This window comes from Hymenobacter sp. HD11105, from assembly GCF_054051685.1.
Genome location: NZ_JBSWBR010000009.1, coordinates 96,346 through 111,799, shown reverse-complemented (window position 1 = coordinate 111,799; position 15,454 = coordinate 96,346). Strand labels below are relative to the sequence as shown.

General features: G+C 51.8%; 12 protein-coding genes and 1 pseudogene. 2 read left to right on the top strand and 11 right to left on the bottom strand.

Annotated elements, in window-relative coordinates; translation table 11 throughout:
- Window positions 1-74: 74 nt before the first annotated feature.
- The 11 genes and pseudogenes from ACW9KT_RS19665 to ACW9KT_RS19615 form a co-directional block, all read right to left on the bottom strand.
- Window positions 75-1,883 carry an eCIS core domain-containing protein gene (locus tag ACW9KT_RS19665; protein WP_457083571.1) on the bottom strand — a complete coding sequence of 603 codons (1,809 nt, stop codon included), beginning with the start codon at window positions 1,881-1,883 and terminating at the stop codon, window positions 75-77.
- Between the two features lie 253 nt (window positions 1,884-2,136).
- Window positions 2,137-4,146, bottom strand: a complete 2,010-nt coding sequence (locus tag ACW9KT_RS19660) for an ATP-binding protein (protein WP_457083569.1) — start codon at window positions 4,144-4,146, stop codon at window positions 2,137-2,139.
- Window positions 4,143-5,423 carry a Pvc16 family protein gene (locus tag ACW9KT_RS19655; protein WP_457083567.1) on the bottom strand — a complete coding sequence of 427 codons (1,281 nt, stop codon included), beginning with the start codon at window positions 5,421-5,423 and terminating at the stop codon, window positions 4,143-4,145. Before ACW9KT_RS19655 ends, ACW9KT_RS19660 begins: the two co-directional genes overlap by 4 nt.
- Before the next feature lie 30 nt (window positions 5,424-5,453).
- Window positions 5,454-6,005 carry a hypothetical protein gene (locus tag ACW9KT_RS19650; protein ID WP_457083566.1) on the bottom strand — a complete coding sequence of 184 codons (552 nt, stop codon included), beginning with the start codon at window positions 6,003-6,005 and terminating at the stop codon, window positions 5,454-5,456.
- A 269-nt stretch (window positions 6,006-6,274) separates the two neighbouring features.
- Window positions 6,275-7,018 (bottom strand): T4 family baseplate hub assembly chaperone, encoded by a 744-nt coding sequence (locus ACW9KT_RS19645; RefSeq protein WP_457083565.1) that lies wholly within the window; start codon window positions 7,016-7,018, stop codon window positions 6,275-6,277.
- Window positions 7,019-7,056: 38 nt separating this feature from the next.
- Window positions 7,057-7,578 carry a phage tail protein gene (locus ACW9KT_RS19640; protein WP_457083563.1) on the bottom strand — a complete coding sequence of 174 codons (522 nt, stop codon included), beginning with the start codon at window positions 7,576-7,578 and terminating at the stop codon, window positions 7,057-7,059.
- A gap of 12 nt (window positions 7,579-7,590) precedes the next feature.
- Window positions 7,591-9,126: a phage tail sheath family protein gene (locus ACW9KT_RS19635; RefSeq protein ID WP_457083561.1), complete on the bottom strand. Its 1,536-nt coding sequence runs from the start codon at window positions 9,124-9,126 to the stop codon at window positions 7,591-7,593.
- 30 nt (window positions 9,127-9,156) lie between these two features.
- A complete protein-coding gene (locus ACW9KT_RS19630) occupies window positions 9,157-9,651 on the bottom strand; it encodes a UpxY family transcription antiterminator (protein WP_457083559.1) in 495 nt (164 codons plus the stop codon).
- Between the two features lie 795 nt (window positions 9,652-10,446).
- The gene (locus tag ACW9KT_RS19625; RefSeq protein ID WP_457083557.1) at window positions 10,447-12,042 is read right to left on the bottom strand and encodes a hypothetical protein; all 1,596 of its coding nucleotides are present in this window, start codon (window positions 12,040-12,042) and stop codon (window positions 10,447-10,449) included.
- A gap of 96 nt (window positions 12,043-12,138) precedes the next feature.
- Window positions 12,139-12,711: a M15 family metallopeptidase gene (locus ACW9KT_RS19620; protein ID WP_457083667.1), complete on the bottom strand. Its 573-nt coding sequence runs from the start codon at window positions 12,709-12,711 to the stop codon at window positions 12,139-12,141.
- A gap of 51 nt (window positions 12,712-12,762) precedes the next feature.
- A pseudogene (locus tag ACW9KT_RS19615) lies at window positions 12,763-12,903 on the bottom strand (peptidoglycan-binding domain-containing protein); the annotation flags it as partial.
- A 715-nt stretch (window positions 12,904-13,618) separates the two neighbouring features.
- Between ACW9KT_RS19615 and ACW9KT_RS19610 the strand changes: the two are divergent.
- Complete coding sequence (locus ACW9KT_RS19610) at window positions 13,619-13,810, top strand: hypothetical protein (protein WP_457083555.1); 192 nt, start codon at window positions 13,619-13,621, stop codon at window positions 13,808-13,810.
- A 447-nt stretch (window positions 13,811-14,257) separates the two neighbouring features.
- Entirely contained in the window at window positions 14,258-15,343 is a 1,086-nt protein-coding gene (locus ACW9KT_RS19605) for a hypothetical protein (RefSeq protein WP_457083553.1), read from the top strand.
- Window positions 15,344-15,454: the final 111 nt, after the last annotated feature.

Sequence of the window (15,454 nt, the reverse complement as noted above, 5' to 3'; positions counted from 1 at the left end):
ACATAATTCTATTTATTGGTCAAAAGCAAATATTAAATTTTGACCAATAAATCACACAGATTGCAACCATATAATTAGTATGGATAGCATCCAGCATTACGCCATGACATATTTCTATAGTAATGAACTTTAGGTATTGCAAAATGCCTAGCTGCTAAAATTCCACCTATTAAAAACTCTTCATCTAGAACAGCTTTATTGCATTGTTCAAAAAGTGGGGGTATTTTGTCTCTAAAGTCAACCATGTTTTTAGGGGCAGTGCATCCTGCTTCCTTCAATGATGCTGTTAAATCCACAAGTAAATGCACCATGCCAACTCCTTCAGTACACGATTGAAAAAGAACAATTTTATAATCCGGCCTTGCAATAGCCGTAATCAAATCGAGAGAAAGTTCTAATGAGTGTATCCTGTCTAATTGATCACATGGTATCATGGCTTGTTTATACAGCCCTGTTCTTTGCGAAAGAGCTTGCTCAAGCCTCATAATTGTAGCATGGTTAACTTTTGCAACCCAGAGTGGATCGTTAAATCTATTGCTTTTAATTGCCTGCGAAAAACTGCATGTTAAGCATTTGTAGATTTTAAGAAATAAACCAATTGCTTTAGATTTATTTCTTGAATAAAAAACAGAAGCCATTTTACAATCATTTTCCGCCATTGATATAGCTTCTAATTTTTCTTTATCTATTTCTATCACGTCACCTCCAAAATCAAAACTCCTTTTGAATTTAATAACAACACTTCTATTTTTTGATCTATTTAAATAATCTGAATTATTTGTGTAATAACTATTCTGCTCCGTTTTGGTAATGAGAGTTCTTTGTTTTAACGATTTACTCAATAAATCGTAAACATTATGTGCTCTAGAAGTTCGCAAGTATAAATTATTTACAGATTCACCTACGCAATCAGAATAACCATAAATTTGCAAGCGATAGCTATTGTCCTGTTCAAAAATATTTATCCATTTTTTTAGCATTTCATTTTTCTTTGTCGATTCCTTAATATGCCTCCAATCTACTCCAAAGTCAGCTATCAATAATTCTCCCTTTACTTCATTCCCTGATGCGCCATTGTAAATTACATCTTGACTTAAAAAACCCTCCTCACTTCTCGAATTACTTATTTCATCTTTAAGATATTCCTTAGCGCATGCCTCCTTTTTTTCTGTTATTTCTCTTTGAATAGAGTTATGATTAAGCTCCTCCTGTTGAATTGTGTGTGCCAACTCATGCGCCAGCAATTGTTTGCCGGAATTGGTATTTGGCTTATACTTACCAGCACCAAATACCACATGGTTGCCATGCGTATATGCTAGCGCCCCTATATCCTTTGATGATTGATGCGCCAAAGAATCATTATGAATTCTCACATTATTAAAATTATAGTCGAACCGCTGCTCCATAAATGAACGGGTGTTTACATCCATTGGCTGGCCGGAGGACTTTAAGGTTCGTTCTACAGCCGATGAAATACTAGGCATTAAAGATTCACCTGTTTCTTTTCGCTGTAATTTTTCTTCCTCTTCGCAGTGAGCACATTTTCGGAGAAGAGATGGACCCGCAGAATTTCGGATTATACTGCGATTTAATATACCATCAGGCATACGCATCACCTTGTCAGCTACTGCATCGGCTTCCTGTTCATATACATCACCCGGTTGGTTGATTACTAACTTTGGCTGCACTCTTTTTGGGCTAGCAGAGAGATTAGGTTTACTGTTATGCACGTTAATGTTGCTAAAATCATGACCCACTCCCTGATCTAAGCCAAAAGCGTTTTCATGAGCATGATTTGACCATGCTCTACTCATAACCTTCGGAAGAAACGTCGCTACGGCAGGCGTTTTGCTTGCCGTTTTTGAATTTGCTAGGGTTCCCATTTTGGTAATCCAGTGTAGATAGCCTTTGCAATGTTTAGACCCGTTGCCTCTGTAGTAGCATTAGCTGAAAGGGTAAACGAGCCAGCGTTTAGTCGTCCGACATTAGCGTCGACGGAAATATCAACTGGCAACCCTTGCTCTTGTAGCAGCCGAGTAATCTCGCGTTCAACAGCGACACCAAGTTCAGCGGGAGAATGATGCGAAAACCCATGGAGGACTAGCTCCTCAATGTGAAGCTCGATGTTTGGTTTCGTTACCATTTTCCTACTTCATTATTACTCAGAGTTCTTTCAATCTTGGTGTATTCCGTATGTGCTGCCCGAGCTATGTGGGCCATATGCACCGGTTTGGCTTCGTGCGCGGCCATGAAGGCAGCGTTCAAAGCAATGTTGCGGATGTTGCCGCCGGGTATGTTTAGCCGGGCCAGTTTTTCCGGGTCAAGGTTTTCCGTTGGCGTATAGTGCGGGAACACCCGCTTCCAGATTTCGGCCCGCAGCAAAGCGTCCGGATAGGGGAATTGCACCACAAATCGAAGGCGCCGCAGGAAGGCTTTATCAAGGACACTCTTCATGTTGGTGGTCAGTATGGCCAAGCCCCGGTAGGCTTCCATGCGCTGCAGCAGGTAGCTTACCTCAATGTTGCTGTAGCGGTCGTGGCTGTCTTTCACGTCGCTACGCTTGCCAAACAGGGCATCGGCTTCGTCGAACAAAAGGATGGCCCCGCCTTCTTCAGCAGCATCGAAAATGCGCTTGAGGTTTTTCTCGGTTTCCCCGATGTACTTGTTCACGACCTGGCTCAGGTCGATCCGGTAGAGGTCCAACTCCAGCTCTTTAGCCAGCACTTCCGAAGCCATGGTTTTGCCGGTGCCGCTTTCCCCGGCAAAAAGCGCACTGATGCCCAGGCCGCGCGCGCTTTTGCTGGCAAACCCCCAGTCGCCGTACACTTTGGCTCGATGCCTTACCTGCACGACGAGCTCCTGCAAAACGGCCTTCTGCGCTTCCGGTAACACGAGGTCGTCCCAGCCGGCTACAGGCTCGATATATTCGCCCAGGCTGCTGATCTGCGGCCGGGTATGCCTGCAACAGGCCCCCCACAACCTGGTGCCAAGCCCTTCGGCAGACTGATCCGGCTTATGCTCAGCGGGGGGCTCATGCGGCAGGATTTCTGAGCTGACCTCATGAATGGTTTTGGTGCTGAGATTGAACTGCGCCACCAGCTTTTCCAGCTGTCCGTTCAACTGGGTGCTTACGCTGTCCAGCGTGTTTTTCCAAAGGATCAGCTGTTCAGCTGGGGTGGGTTTCTGAATCTCGAAAACCACTTTAATCCGCTGAATGGGCAGCTCCGCCCGCGTTGTGCTGACGATGAGCAGGCCTTGGGTAGCTTGTATAAAGGCATTAATTGCCAGTAAGCGGGGTTTGTCGCCGGAGTCCAGCTCGGTTGCGTCCAGATAAAGCGCGTAGGAGTTGAGGGCCGCTTCGCGGCTCCACAGCCGAGCAAGCTCGGTTATTTCCCGGGCGGCTGCCGGAATGGCGTTTGCCGGCACACTATAAAGCTGCAAGCCGAGCTGCCCGCAGGCCAGGGCCGCAATGGTCATTCGATCCGCGGTAATCTCGCCCCGGAATTGAATCAGTGGTAGTTCTGCGTTGGGCTGCTGCCGTAAACAGGCACTTACAATCTGGCTGGCTACGGCCTGTTGCGACGGTACCAGGTCGTCTTCCATGGAAACCGGCTCTACCACTTCCCGCAGCCGATCGTCCAGCTGCCGCACGCCGGCAAGAAAGTGCAGCACCTGCTCGTCAATCTTGAGCGGGCTCCGGGTGAGAAGCGGGCTCGAAGTCAGCTCCAGCAGTCGCCAGTAGCGCAGCGGCGCATTGAGCGTAAGCGCGCTCCAATGCGAGTCCGGCAGGGCGGCCAGCGCCAAACTAAACGAGGGCAACACCGCTCCGTTCTGCAGCGAGGCGACCAGGGCCCCGAATTCGGCGTCTAGTTCCACGGCCGCGCACATGAGCAGTACCCGGCCCTCGAATTCAGACAGACCCAATTGCGCAATCACCGTATCCAACGCCGCCGGTTCGGACAGTTCTGCCCTGGCTGCCGCTACCGCCTGCTGCGCTGCCGCGAGGTGGGCTTGTTGGGCCGGTTGCTCGGAATCTTCCGTTTCCGCCCGTTGGTGCCGGCCCAGCTCAAGTCGCAGTACTTCTACTGCCGCCATCAGGTAGTGCTGATTGGCCGTGGTCCAGGGCGGCAGTTCGGCGGCGTTCATGAGATGGTTACCGGCGGGCGGTTGATTCTGTCTGCGCCATCGGTTGTCAAAGAGCTTTCGGCCCCATCAACCTGCAGGCGTACCAAGTAGGAGCCCGGTTTTACGTTTGTGACCGGCACGACAACCGTTTGCGCCGGCAGGGAGTCCGGCTCCGGGATGGGTCGTCGGAAACTGTACGCTAGGCCTGCCGTTGTCCCCACCTCATTCAATAGCACAACAACTCGCTGAGAAGCCAAGACGGCGGGTGCTACCGGAAGCGTCAGCGCCCCTGAACGCAGGTCGGCATCACCAACCGAACCGGGGGCGTAGGTTGCCACACCCAGGGTGGGGCTGAGCACGAAAGCAAGTAGATTCGAGGTGATTGGGTATTCCGGCGCTGGGGGCTCACCGGGAGCAAGGGGTTCAACCGCAACCCGCTGCACAACCTGCAAGCCGTGAATGCCCGCCGGCAGCGTGTCCGGTACGGTGAAAGTGAGTTGAGAATCGCTCACGGAATCGAGCGTAACCGACTCGCCGTCGATGGTTACGCCCACGCGGCCATGGTTAAGCTGCTGGCCGATCACGAATACTTTGTGGCCCGTAAGAATTAGCTGATTGTCCTCCACGCGCGAGCCGACCGCCGGCGCCTGAGATTTAAGATGGTCAATGAGCGGGTGCCGGAATGGCAAGGCCGTAATCTGGCGCTGCAGCACCGGCAGCGCCGTGCGGGTCGATTTCTGCAGTTGGATGAGCACCACGGTAACGAGATAGGGCACCGTCAGTCGGTAGGCTGCTTGAAAAGCCGTCCAGAGCCGGGACATGTCGTCGGCGCTTAACGACTCAGGCGTAATTTTGATTTGCTCCACTTGCTCGGCCAGTTCCGAACGGGCCAACGGCGAGTTGCGAAGGGCGTCCCGGCTTAAAACCGGGGTTGCGTGAAACAGCTGCATGCCGTAGCCAAGCAGGGTTTCAGCATGCAGCTCCTCACCCCCGTAAGCGGTCAAAAAATAGTGCAGGTCCAGCGCCAGGGGAGGATTGCGGACGCGCAGCCCCTGATCATCGAGCGCGGGTAAGCCCTGGTTGCGCCACCCTTGATTCGGGCGGACCTGGTACAAAAACAGGTTTAAGCCAACATGCGGATTTGGGCCGGTCAACACAATGCGGTCCGGCGGAAGCGCCGTGATTTGCGTTCCAGCGTTGATGATGCCCATGGATTCCTCCTCCACGAGCGGGAGCCCGTCGTTGAGCATATCCTTCAGCAGGTGCGTGACGGCGGCTATCCCTAAAAGCGTACTCATCTACCTGCGGATTTGGAATTTGGCCACCATCTATTTACTGTTCCGGGCTTTGCGCTGCTGCAGGTATTCGTCCAGGGACAGCAGGGGCCTGGGCTCCGCTTTGGGCTGCGACCTGGCGGCCGCCGGCTGCAGCACGGCCCGCACGTCGATGCGCCCAATGGTGACCTTAATGACCGGCTGCGGTTGTCCGGCCACGCTCCCGGCAGCCCCGCTTACTGCGGCTTCTTTGCCGTAACCGGGCAAGCGTGCGGGCTCCCCCAGCAAGCCGGCCGACCGGCCCGGCCTGTTGGCCCTTTCGGTACCAAGCGCATTTGCTTGCGGAGGGGCTGCTGGAACGGTTCGCAGGCCCTGAAGCTGGGACACGGGCTGCATGGATGATGGCGGCCGGCCTTCTCTGGTCCCGTCGGCGGGAGCGGAGCGCGGGCCGCCTACGGGCTCGGCCCTTGTCAGCCTCGGCATAAGGTGGCGGCCGGCTTCGTCGGCGGCCGTGGGGTTTCCGGGCTGCCCCGGCCGGGAGTGGGGAGGTGAAGCCTGCCCGGATAGTACTTGCCCCTCGCCGGAAGTTTCGCCCTGGCGATTCAAGGACTGCAAATTGATTTGCCTGCCCTCGCCAGCAACTTCTGGCCTGGTTCTGACGGGTGGGCCCGTCCCCGCTTGGGAAAAGCCTGTTGTCTGCCCCTGATCGCTTCCCGCTGCTCCCGGCGCGGGATCGCCTGAGAAGTCTTTCGCAGTTCCATACTCCGGGAGCCCAGCGGGCTGAAGCCGGCCTAAACCAAACAGCTCACGCAAGCGCGGCTTTGCGTTGCCCTCCGCATGCGTGTGACGGCTGATCAGATTGCTGGCAAAGCCGCTCATGCTCCTATCAGGTCTAAGTACAGTTGTCGCCGGGGCGGGCTCATGCGCAGGATGTCGTTTTCAGCCCACCCGAATGCCCGGGCCAGGGCATATACTTCCCGCAGAAGGTGCCGCGCCCAGCTATCGACCTCCAGCCACAGGTAGCCAGCAATGTCGAAGCTCACTTCCCACTGGTGGGTGCAGCCCGGACAAACCACCAGCATCTGAATGTTCGCCTGCGGGTCTTCCTGTTCCATGCGCTGGTTGAGAGCCTCAGTAACAGCGGCGGGCAAAGCGTCAAACAAACACGGCTCTTTACCGTGCAGGAGGCTGGTAACGCAATCGGCCAGCAATTGCTCGGGCTTGGTTTGGTACAGGGGTTGCTGCAGGACCCGCTGCAGATCGTGGCTGTTCACCAGCCGAAAGCGGATGGTAAATCCAGCCTCAACCAGCGTATGTTCCAGGGGGAGGGGAGAGGCGGCCGAGGGGGCCTGCAGAAGTAAGTCGTCGGTACTATTTTCCCATTCCACAACTTCGGAGCAGGCCGGACAACTGGCTTTGTTTGTTAGACGGGAGCCGAACAACCATTCCCGCAGCAGCAGCAGGCGGGCGTCCCGCTCGCCGATGCTCAGGGCAGCTACGCGGTTGATGTCCGGGGTCATGCACGCAACCTGCAGCAAATGCAGCGCCCTGTCCAGCAGCGACTGGTTAAGCCCTTCCTCCCACACGTTCAGCAACTCAATCGTCGTGGGGGGGCGCATGAACTCCGTTGGGGCAAGCACTGCTTAGGGCGAGTTGATTATGGTTCCGAGAACGACGGTTCGGCGGGTTCTACCACTTCGATGTCGCGTTCCCAGCCTTCGTTCTCCAGCTTGATATGTTGGATCAGGATGGCGTTGGCGTTGGCGTCCAAATCCGATAGGGGCTGGTATTCGGATACCCAGCAGCGGTAGACCTTGTAGGCAATGGCCAACTGCCCTGCTTCATTGTATACCTCGATGATAATGTCTTTCCGGAAGTCTTTGAGCGACACTTCGGCTCCCAGCCCCGAGCCGTAGTTCCAGACCTTGTTTACCCACTGCTCAAATGCCAGATCGTGGGTCACGCCGCGCTCGAGCATCAGGGCCTCAAACTCGCTGCGGCCCGGCGATTTGCGGCTGCTGCTCGGATCGCCGCCTTCCCGGTGCGTCACCACTTCGGTGGTGCGCTTGAAGCCGGTGATCTTACTGATTCCCGCCACGTAGCGGCCGTCCATTTTTAATTGAAACTTGAAGCCTTTGTAAGGGTCGAAGCGATGCGCGTTGACGGTAAATTGTGCCATAACGATAAGGCTTTAAGTGTCACTCTGGCCCGAGAGCTGCTGAATCTTAATGAAGACGAACTCGGCGGGCTTAAGCGGGGCAAATCCCACCAGCACGTTCACCACTCCCTGGTTAATGTCCGTCTGCGTGGTGGTCTCCCGGTCGCACTTCACCAGGTACGCTTCCCGGGGGGTTCTGCCCTGGAAAGCACCCTGCCGGAAGAGGTTGTGCATGAAGGCCCCCACGTTAAGCCGGATTTGGGCCCACAGTGGTTCATCGTTGGGCTCGAAAACCACCCACTTCGTTCCGCGCCACAAGCTCTCTTCGATGAACAGCGCCGTACGCCGCACCGCCACGTATTTGTTGTCCGTGTCGGCAAGTTGATCGGCCCCCCGCAGGGTGCGGGCCCCCCACACCACACGGCCGGTGACGGCAAACTCCCGCAGGCAGTTGATCCCAAGCGGATTCAATACCCCGTTCTCCGCATCCGTCAGCTTCACCTGCAAGCCCTGTACTCCGTTGAGCGAGGCATCCAGTCCGGCCGGAGATTTCCAGACGCCCCGACTAGCATCGGTGCGGGCCATGATGCCGGCAATAAGACCACACGGCACAAATGTTTCAATCTGATTGTCCCGATTGGGGTCTGCTTGCCGGATGCGGGGGAAGTATAGCGCCGCGTTGCGGGCCGCGCTACCCGCCAACCCCAGGTCAGACAGGGTCTGCTCGGCCAGCCGTAAGGCACTGTCCGCTGACATCCCCCAGGCGAAGGGTGGATCTACTATCAGCATTGCCCGCTTCTGCAAGCACAAGCTCAAGGCAGCGCTGTATACGCTTGGTGAGGTGTCGGCATCCCGCATGGCCGGCGGTATGCAAAGCAGATTGAATTCCGTTGCTTCCAAAGCATGAATTCCGCTCCTGTCGGTTCCCTGACCCACGTACTGCTCTTCGGTTAAGTCCATGCCGTCGGGGGCGGTGACCGAGGACGCTGCCACGGGGGTACTACCCGTGCTGTTGGGTCGAGCGGCGGGCATAATACCCCCAACGCGCACCAGCGCGGACATCTGCTCTAACACGCGGGGCAGATAGCGGGCGTCATTTGCCTCAGCCGAAACATTGAGAAAGTTTTCGGTAACGCCTCCCTCTTCTGTTATGAGCAGATTGAAGAGATTCTCATTCTCTTCATCCCTGGTTTTATAATTAACGGATGCTTTGAGCTTGTTACCCCAACTGCCCTCGCTTACGGCCCTAAGGACGAGAGGCACCTCCGCGCTCGTTGGCAACTGGATGGTGGCGGTAGTAGCGTCGTTGGTAAGCCGAACCATCACGGCGCGGCTACCGCCGTTCTGGTAGAAATCGCGCACGGCATAGCTGACCATGCTGTCGACCCAAAGGCCCCCGAACTGGCGCTCGTAATCGCTAAAGTTGTTGATGATAACCGGGGAGTTGACCGGACCCCGCAATGCCCGCCCGATAAAAGCGGTGATTGACGTTGCCACGCCCGTGATAGTCCGGACTCCACTGGGAATTTCCTCGATGTAAACGCCGGGGTAAGTTGGTTGTATTGGCATGGCACATCCTGGTTAAGAGCAGAAGCCGGATTACAATTTTTTCAGAAGGTTGACGCAAACGTCAAGCGACAGAGCTTGTTGCAACCCCTCTAATTGCATCCCAAATCGCTCCTTTCCCTTTTTTTTGAATAACACCCCTTTAAGTCCTTGCAGGGGACCCCGCATGATTTGCACCCTGTCGCCCGTGATCAGCCGGGATTCCAACTCCACGGATACGCGCTCCAGCTTTCGGATGGTCTCGATTTCCTCGTTCGGAATAATGGCCAACTGGTTGTCAAATGCGACAAATCGTGCTACCCCTGACACCTTCAGCACGTTGGCCCGCTCGTGGTCATGGATACGCACGAAGAGGTAGTTCGGAAAAAGGGGAATTTCAAGCTCCTTAACTCTATCGCTCCACTGGCGCACTACTTTCCGCAGCGGCAGGTACGCCAACACTGTCTGCTTGATTAAAGCGCTATAGATTTTCCGCTCCAGATTCGGGTACGTGTAGACTGCATACCAATAGCCATTTGGGGTAAGCATAGCGGCAGATAGTTATTGCTTGCTCTTAAATGCAGGTTCTCACCTTGCTCCTAGGGCAGGGAAATGATTGATAAAGAGATAAGGCTTCGCCATCCTTTATCACATAGCGTGTATAAAGCATAAGAATCAGGGTCTATATTACTACTAGACCAAGCCGCACGGCTGCAATGCCACAAAAAAACATGAGCTAGAACTAAGCTAACAAAAACAGGTGCTTAGACCACCCTTTATGCATTACCCTAGCCTTCTAATCCTTATTTATCCTCTTTAAATAAGTAGAATCGAATGCCCATATCATATGCAGGAATTTACAAAGTTTTTCTTAAAAAGCAATATTTTATCTTTATATCTTAATAATTGAGAGGTAGCGCAAACGGTCAGAAATTAGGCTTAGCTCCCCTTGCCAAAGCGTGAGAACCAGCACTAACCCGTACCGGGTACCCATGCAGCGAAAAAGCGTGGTCAAGAAGGGAGGCGAGGCTGCGTGGGAGAATCCCCTTTATGACTTTGCCTGTGGGACCCCGCCGACCGCCGGCAAGTGACACCCTCATGTGCCCGGGGACCCAGGCCCTCTTGATCGGCGGCCCCCTGACGGGGGTAAACAAATGCAAATAAGACCACTAAGGCCAATATGCTTCACCAAAGCTCAGGTTTTTCATGTTTACTACTTTCCACGTAAGCTTTAAGTAGTATCCTTACTATGCTTATCAGTGAAAAAGCAGTACCGGTAATAACGGGGAACCCTCTAGCAGCCCACTAGCGGCATCAAAAGCAGCCAGGAACTGTGCTTGGAGGCTACACAAAATGCTTAACGGTAAAGTCGTAGGCGTTTTGATAGCAAAGCTTTTCCACGACCACCGCTGTATCTACATTAGCTAGCAAAGCTGCGCGGCTATCCTTCCGCCAGGTCTCCAGTCCAGCGAGAAGGTCCCGTTTGAAGGAGTCGAGACTTAATACAGTCGGGTAGGAATCGACCGGGTCTATGAAGCCATCATAGTCCGAGCCAATGGTGATGGCGTTCCAGATTAAGTCGGGGTTAGCTAATCTTCTTTTATAAGGGACACTCACGACGCATTCCAGCATGCGCAAAAATCCACTTATGTTATTTATCTTTTTCTTCGGGATTTTTAAAATGGATAGAAAAGTCTTCTCCAGTCCCATGACTCGCTGGTCAAATGACATCCCGATCAAGCCTCCGCTGTCGTGAACCTCGGCGATATCCTCATCGCAAAGGTTGATATTCCAATAAAGGAATCCGTCTTTGGCCGTATTATTTCGTTCGTTCGGGCTATTATCAATGAGCTCTTGGAGGGTTTGCCCCCCGGAGTAACCCACATGGCTGGCGATAATGGGGATCTTAGTACCAGGGTTCTGCCGGTTATAGGGCTTAATAATACTGTTATAGTACTCCAGGCGCCCTTGGGCACTCATGTGTTTGACATCAATAAGTATTCTGCGCGCACCATTCCCCTGCAGATCGGTCGTTAGTCCCAGTAGTTCCTTGGCGATCTCCAGGCCGTTATTCAGAAAGCCTTTATTCATATCCGCTTCCTGGTTCATAAAAAACTTTCCGTCACCTGGTATGCTGTGCGCGTGCCCGCATAAGGTATTGCTGAAGTGGTGGGAAAAGGTGATAAAGAACACGGGGTACTTCCAGCCGACTCCGTGCTCTCCTTTAATGGATTTTATTCTTTCTTTTAGTAACTCCATACTTACATCAACCCCGTGACCACTGGGGTTACCAACCCCTAAGGCGTGCATACCCTCTATGGTCAGCACCATAGCAATATTATTGGCCGTGGGGTCATCGCCCAGGATGTTAGGCAAGTCTGATCCTTTGCTGGCAAGCTCATATCTTCCCGAGATGTCCTCCGTGACATTCTCTTGCAACTGGAACTGCTTGAGCGAAAAGTCTACCCCGTTCATCTTTAAATAAAAGGCATATTCCTGCTGTAGCTCGTTAAAGTAATCGTAGCTATCCCCTTGCATCGAGTTGATGCGAAATAAACTCATGCCCATTTTTTTAGCCTGCAGAAAGTCCCGCAGGGTTTGCCATTCGGCTTTCTCTTTTACCGCTTTTCTAATGGATTCCAACCGCTTCTTTTCATCCGGGATAGAAGCAAACTGTTTCGTTATATCCGTTTTACCGATCAAAAAACCTTTTTCCGTCGGATACAGGGAAGCGAAAACCAAGCGGGTTTTTGATTTCGATAAACGCGCTAAATCGCACTGCGTGTAGGGAAAAGACCGTTTGCCTATGCCCGCTATTCTAAGATTGGAGGCAGGAATATTCCAGCCGTGAAAAGAACCGTCGTTGTTTAATTCTACGGGCGAGTTCCGGTAGGTATTAAAGGAGCGGGACAGGGGATGGTTATGTAAGTCGGCAAACATGACGCGTTGTTAATAGGTAAGTGGCGGGTAAATTATTTGAGCCCTTCGTTTTCTAAGCATGCTGTGTATGGTGCATGCAACGCTAGCTTTATTCTGTTAGCAAGGATGGATAAGTTGAGCTACTTCGAAATGCATCCCATCCTGCCGCTTGCGAGAATGCCCTCCCCAGTGAAATCCGTGGGCATTGGCTAATCCCACTAGCTCCCGTCCACTACCGGACTTCTGAGCGATGGCGGGTACCCGCCCCAGCCCATTCCAGGCAGCATTGCGGTCAAAGGCCGTCCCAAAGGCATGATTGCTTAACACCCCTCGGCGGCCGCGCACAAAGCGGGGCACAAATGATCCATCCCAGCTTTTAATGAAAGAGGTAAGCCCCGCCGCCTGCCAAGCCCTGAAAAGCGACTCCAACTGGGCTGCCGCTTTCGAATGAAACGGGACGTCACAGTTGCGGGGCGCCCCCGCAATCCCATCCAGGGCGGGCAGGGTGCAGGAAACAATATTGGCGGCGGCCCACCCATTCGTGATTTTAACGCCATCACTCCCTTTCACTTCCTGATACCGCAATAAGCCAAATCCGGCCTGTCGCGCGTTGAGCCCAAAAAGCGCTGGGAACGGGGGTAAGGGGGACCAGTTATTGTTCGTAGGATCGGCGCTGGGAGGATCCGCCATGAAGGGGAAACCCTGGGCGATCGCTGTCAGGTACGCTTTTCCCCCAACAATACCATCCGCGGTCAGGTGGTTCTGTCGTTGATAATCTTCCGTCGCGTGTCGCGTTTGGGGGCCGAACTTGCCGTCTGCCTTTAGCTGATACTTCAGGCCAAGGAGAAAGTGTTGCCAGCGCTTTCCCGCGCATACCTTCAATTAGCTGCTTCATCTAACAGGATAACTTAAGTGAGAGATTAAGGTGTCCCCCGTGCTGCTTTCAGGCTATTCTGCCTCCCTTCCCCGGGCATTGCTGCACAAAGGCATAGGAGTAGTTCCTCCGCTGTAGTTAGGGCTAAAGTCACTCCCGGTGGACCCCTTGTGGTCACGCGGTAATGAAGACGTACGATCTAAGGAGGAGTGAAAGAAGAAAAACCTAATAGGCTTAACTATTTCGTAGTTTCAAGCCTTTCATCTATCCGTGCTAGCACTGAATATTTGCCGTTGCCCCCGCAGTTTAACTTTTAAAATGCTACCCCTGGCGGTGGCTCCTGGGCCCCTGAGCTTGCTGGCCGCTGGGGTGCCACATATTCAGTCGCGACTTTTATAAACTCAACTATTCAGCACACAGTGGCAACCGCCTAAAAATGGTTATGGTGTTTAATTTATATAAATTATACTTATATTAATACCTATAAACGTGTTCGGTAACGCTCTGCTTGGTGGCTGATCGTGGATTCGTGGACACCGCCCAGACGGCGGTTCTGCTGTACTATCCGCCCCGGGGTATTGCTTAGCCAGCCGGGGCACCCCTTTTTCCTGCTTCGCCCGCACCTCTGCTGTTTGCCTCTGCTCGGCCTCATCGGCCGGAAGCCTCCCCGGGTGGTTCCTGGTCTCGATTGCGTGCTTCATTCACCCCCTCCTCCCTTTTGCTATGAAACGCCACTTCTGCTCCTTCGCCTGGCCTACGCCGTGCCACGCCTACGCGACGCACCCGCTGGAAGGCGGCCCGGCTATTCGCACAATTCCGGATGTAGTGGGGCAGGCTTGCATCGAAACGAGCGGAATTCACCCCCGCAGCCCCACGCACCCGCGTGGCATCAGCCCTCGCGAGCTTGATTGTTAAACGGCCTGATAGCGTACGCTTGCCTACTTGGGAAAGGCGTACGCTACGGAATAGTGTATAGTGGACGGGATGCCGCTGCTGGAAGAGCGACTGAGTAACGGCATTCTAAATGTTGCGGCAAGTAACCTACATGCTTCGAGGTCATGGCGAAAGGCACATCGAATAAAAAGGTAAAAATATGTTTCCAGATATACTTCGATGAAAAGCAACAGGCAAATTATATAGAGTAATTACCTTTTATAAAATCATTTTATTGCTTTATTCAAGATGTGGCTCTACACAAGGGGGAAGTGCCTGCTATACTTGCTTTAGTTAGAAAATTAAAATTAAGTAGTAGGCGATTTATAACTCATCTACGCTTCGAGGTAGTCTAATATTAGACTAAACCTTTACTGTTACAGTACTACAACAAATCGCGATAGGACAACTTCTGACTAACTTAAGGTGATGGAAATTTTAAATAAACAAAAATCCTATTTTTCCCACCTTGGCAATATAAACTACTCCCAATTGATTACGATTGTAGTAGCTGTTGGACTAATCCTGCTGTGTATAAAAGACATCAGCAATTATGGCATGCAGGTTATAAAATGGGATTTGCTCCTGATATCGGGGGTTGTTGTTTTTATTGTGGCCGTTCATCTGGCATTTAAAATTCCAACCAAATTTGAGGAAATGCTTGAACGACTTGCCAACAGAAGAGCGTTACAAATTTCACCCGAAGAATTAAAAGAACTCAAAATAAACTTGCAACAAATTAATAAAAAATTGGCACTTATTATGGGTCTATTTTTTATGGTGAGTTTGCTGTTGGCATTTTGCCACAGGTTTGGTTTTCCTATTCCGGCTTCGCGGGTTCCTATTACGCTTTTAGAATGTGCTGGCGGCTTTATTGCCGGCGTTTTTTTCGGGCATATGTGTGGATACGGCCGTCTTGGTCACTTTATTAAAATACAGCGTATTACTGTCAATATACAACCGGGGCATCCCGATGAAGTAGGAGGGCTTAAACCGGTTGGAGATTTTTATTTTCAGCAAGCGATGGTAGTAGCTATGCCAGCCGTTTTCTTAGCAGTATGGTTATTGATTATGCAATTCGGGAATACACAATATACCAACTGGAAAACATCGTATGCCGTTTTACTGGGTTTAAATATTATTGTTGAAATACTTGTTTTCGTGATTCCGTTACTGTCTTTTCACAGGATAATGGTGGTGGAGAAACAGAAAAAACTGGTAGATGCTGATATATTAAGTAACGAGATGGTGCTTGCCGAGCATCAGTTAGCAAAAGAAGAGGATGCACATAAAAGAGAAGTTATCAAAGACCGGCTGTCTGGTATGACAAAAGAATATTGGGGTATAGAAAAAATGCCTACCTGGCCACTAACGAAAGGGACTAAAAAGGTTTTTGAAAGGTACAATTTTACCTTGCTAGTACCGCTGATGATAGATATGGTAGGCAGAACAAGTATTGGCAAAACTACCTGGTGGCAGTATGCCTCTGATATATTTGAAAAAGTATTCACCTAGACCTCTTTACCTTCTTTAAGGTATACTTTCCAAATTCTTTGAAGGACGTGGAAAAATTTTGTGAAGGTTGGACCCCTATATATTTATTAGTTAGCGGTAAGCATGCCAAAC

Coding starts and splice junctions, on each gene's coding strand:
- ACW9KT_RS19630 (WP_457083559.1), bottom strand. CDS start 9,651: ATGCTTACCCCAAATGGCTATTGGTATGCAGTCTACACGTACCCGAAT.
- ACW9KT_RS19640 (WP_457083563.1), bottom strand. CDS start 7,578: ATGGCACAATTTACCGTCAACGCGCATCGCTTCGACCCTTACAAAGGC.
- ACW9KT_RS19655 (WP_457083567.1), bottom strand. CDS start 5,423: ATGAGTACGCTTTTAGGGATAGCCGCCGTCACGCACCTGCTGAAGGAT.
- ACW9KT_RS19625 (WP_457083557.1), bottom strand. CDS start 12,042: ATGTTTGCCGACTTACATAACCATCCCCTGTCCCGCTCCTTTAATACC.
- ACW9KT_RS19610 (WP_457083555.1), top strand. CDS start 13,619: ATGAAACGCCACTTCTGCTCCTTCGCCTGGCCTACGCCGTGCCACGCC.
- ACW9KT_RS19660 (WP_457083569.1), bottom strand. CDS start 4,146: ATGAACGCCGCCGAACTGCCGCCCTGGACCACGGCCAATCAGCACTAC.
- ACW9KT_RS19620 (WP_457083667.1), bottom strand. CDS start 12,711: ATGGCGGATCCTCCCAGCGCCGATCCTACGAACAATAACTGGTCCCCC.
- ACW9KT_RS19665 (WP_457083571.1), bottom strand. CDS start 1,883: ATGGGAACCCTAGCAAATTCAAAAACGGCAAGCAAAACGCCTGCCGTA.
- ACW9KT_RS19635 (WP_457083561.1), bottom strand. CDS start 9,126: ATGCCAATACAACCAACTTACCCCGGCGTTTACATCGAGGAAATTCCC.
- ACW9KT_RS19605 (WP_457083553.1), top strand. CDS start 14,258: ATGGAAATTTTAAATAAACAAAAATCCTATTTTTCCCACCTTGGCAAT.
- ACW9KT_RS19645 (WP_457083565.1), bottom strand. CDS start 7,018: ATGCGCCCCCCCACGACGATTGAGTTGCTGAACGTGTGGGAGGAAGGG.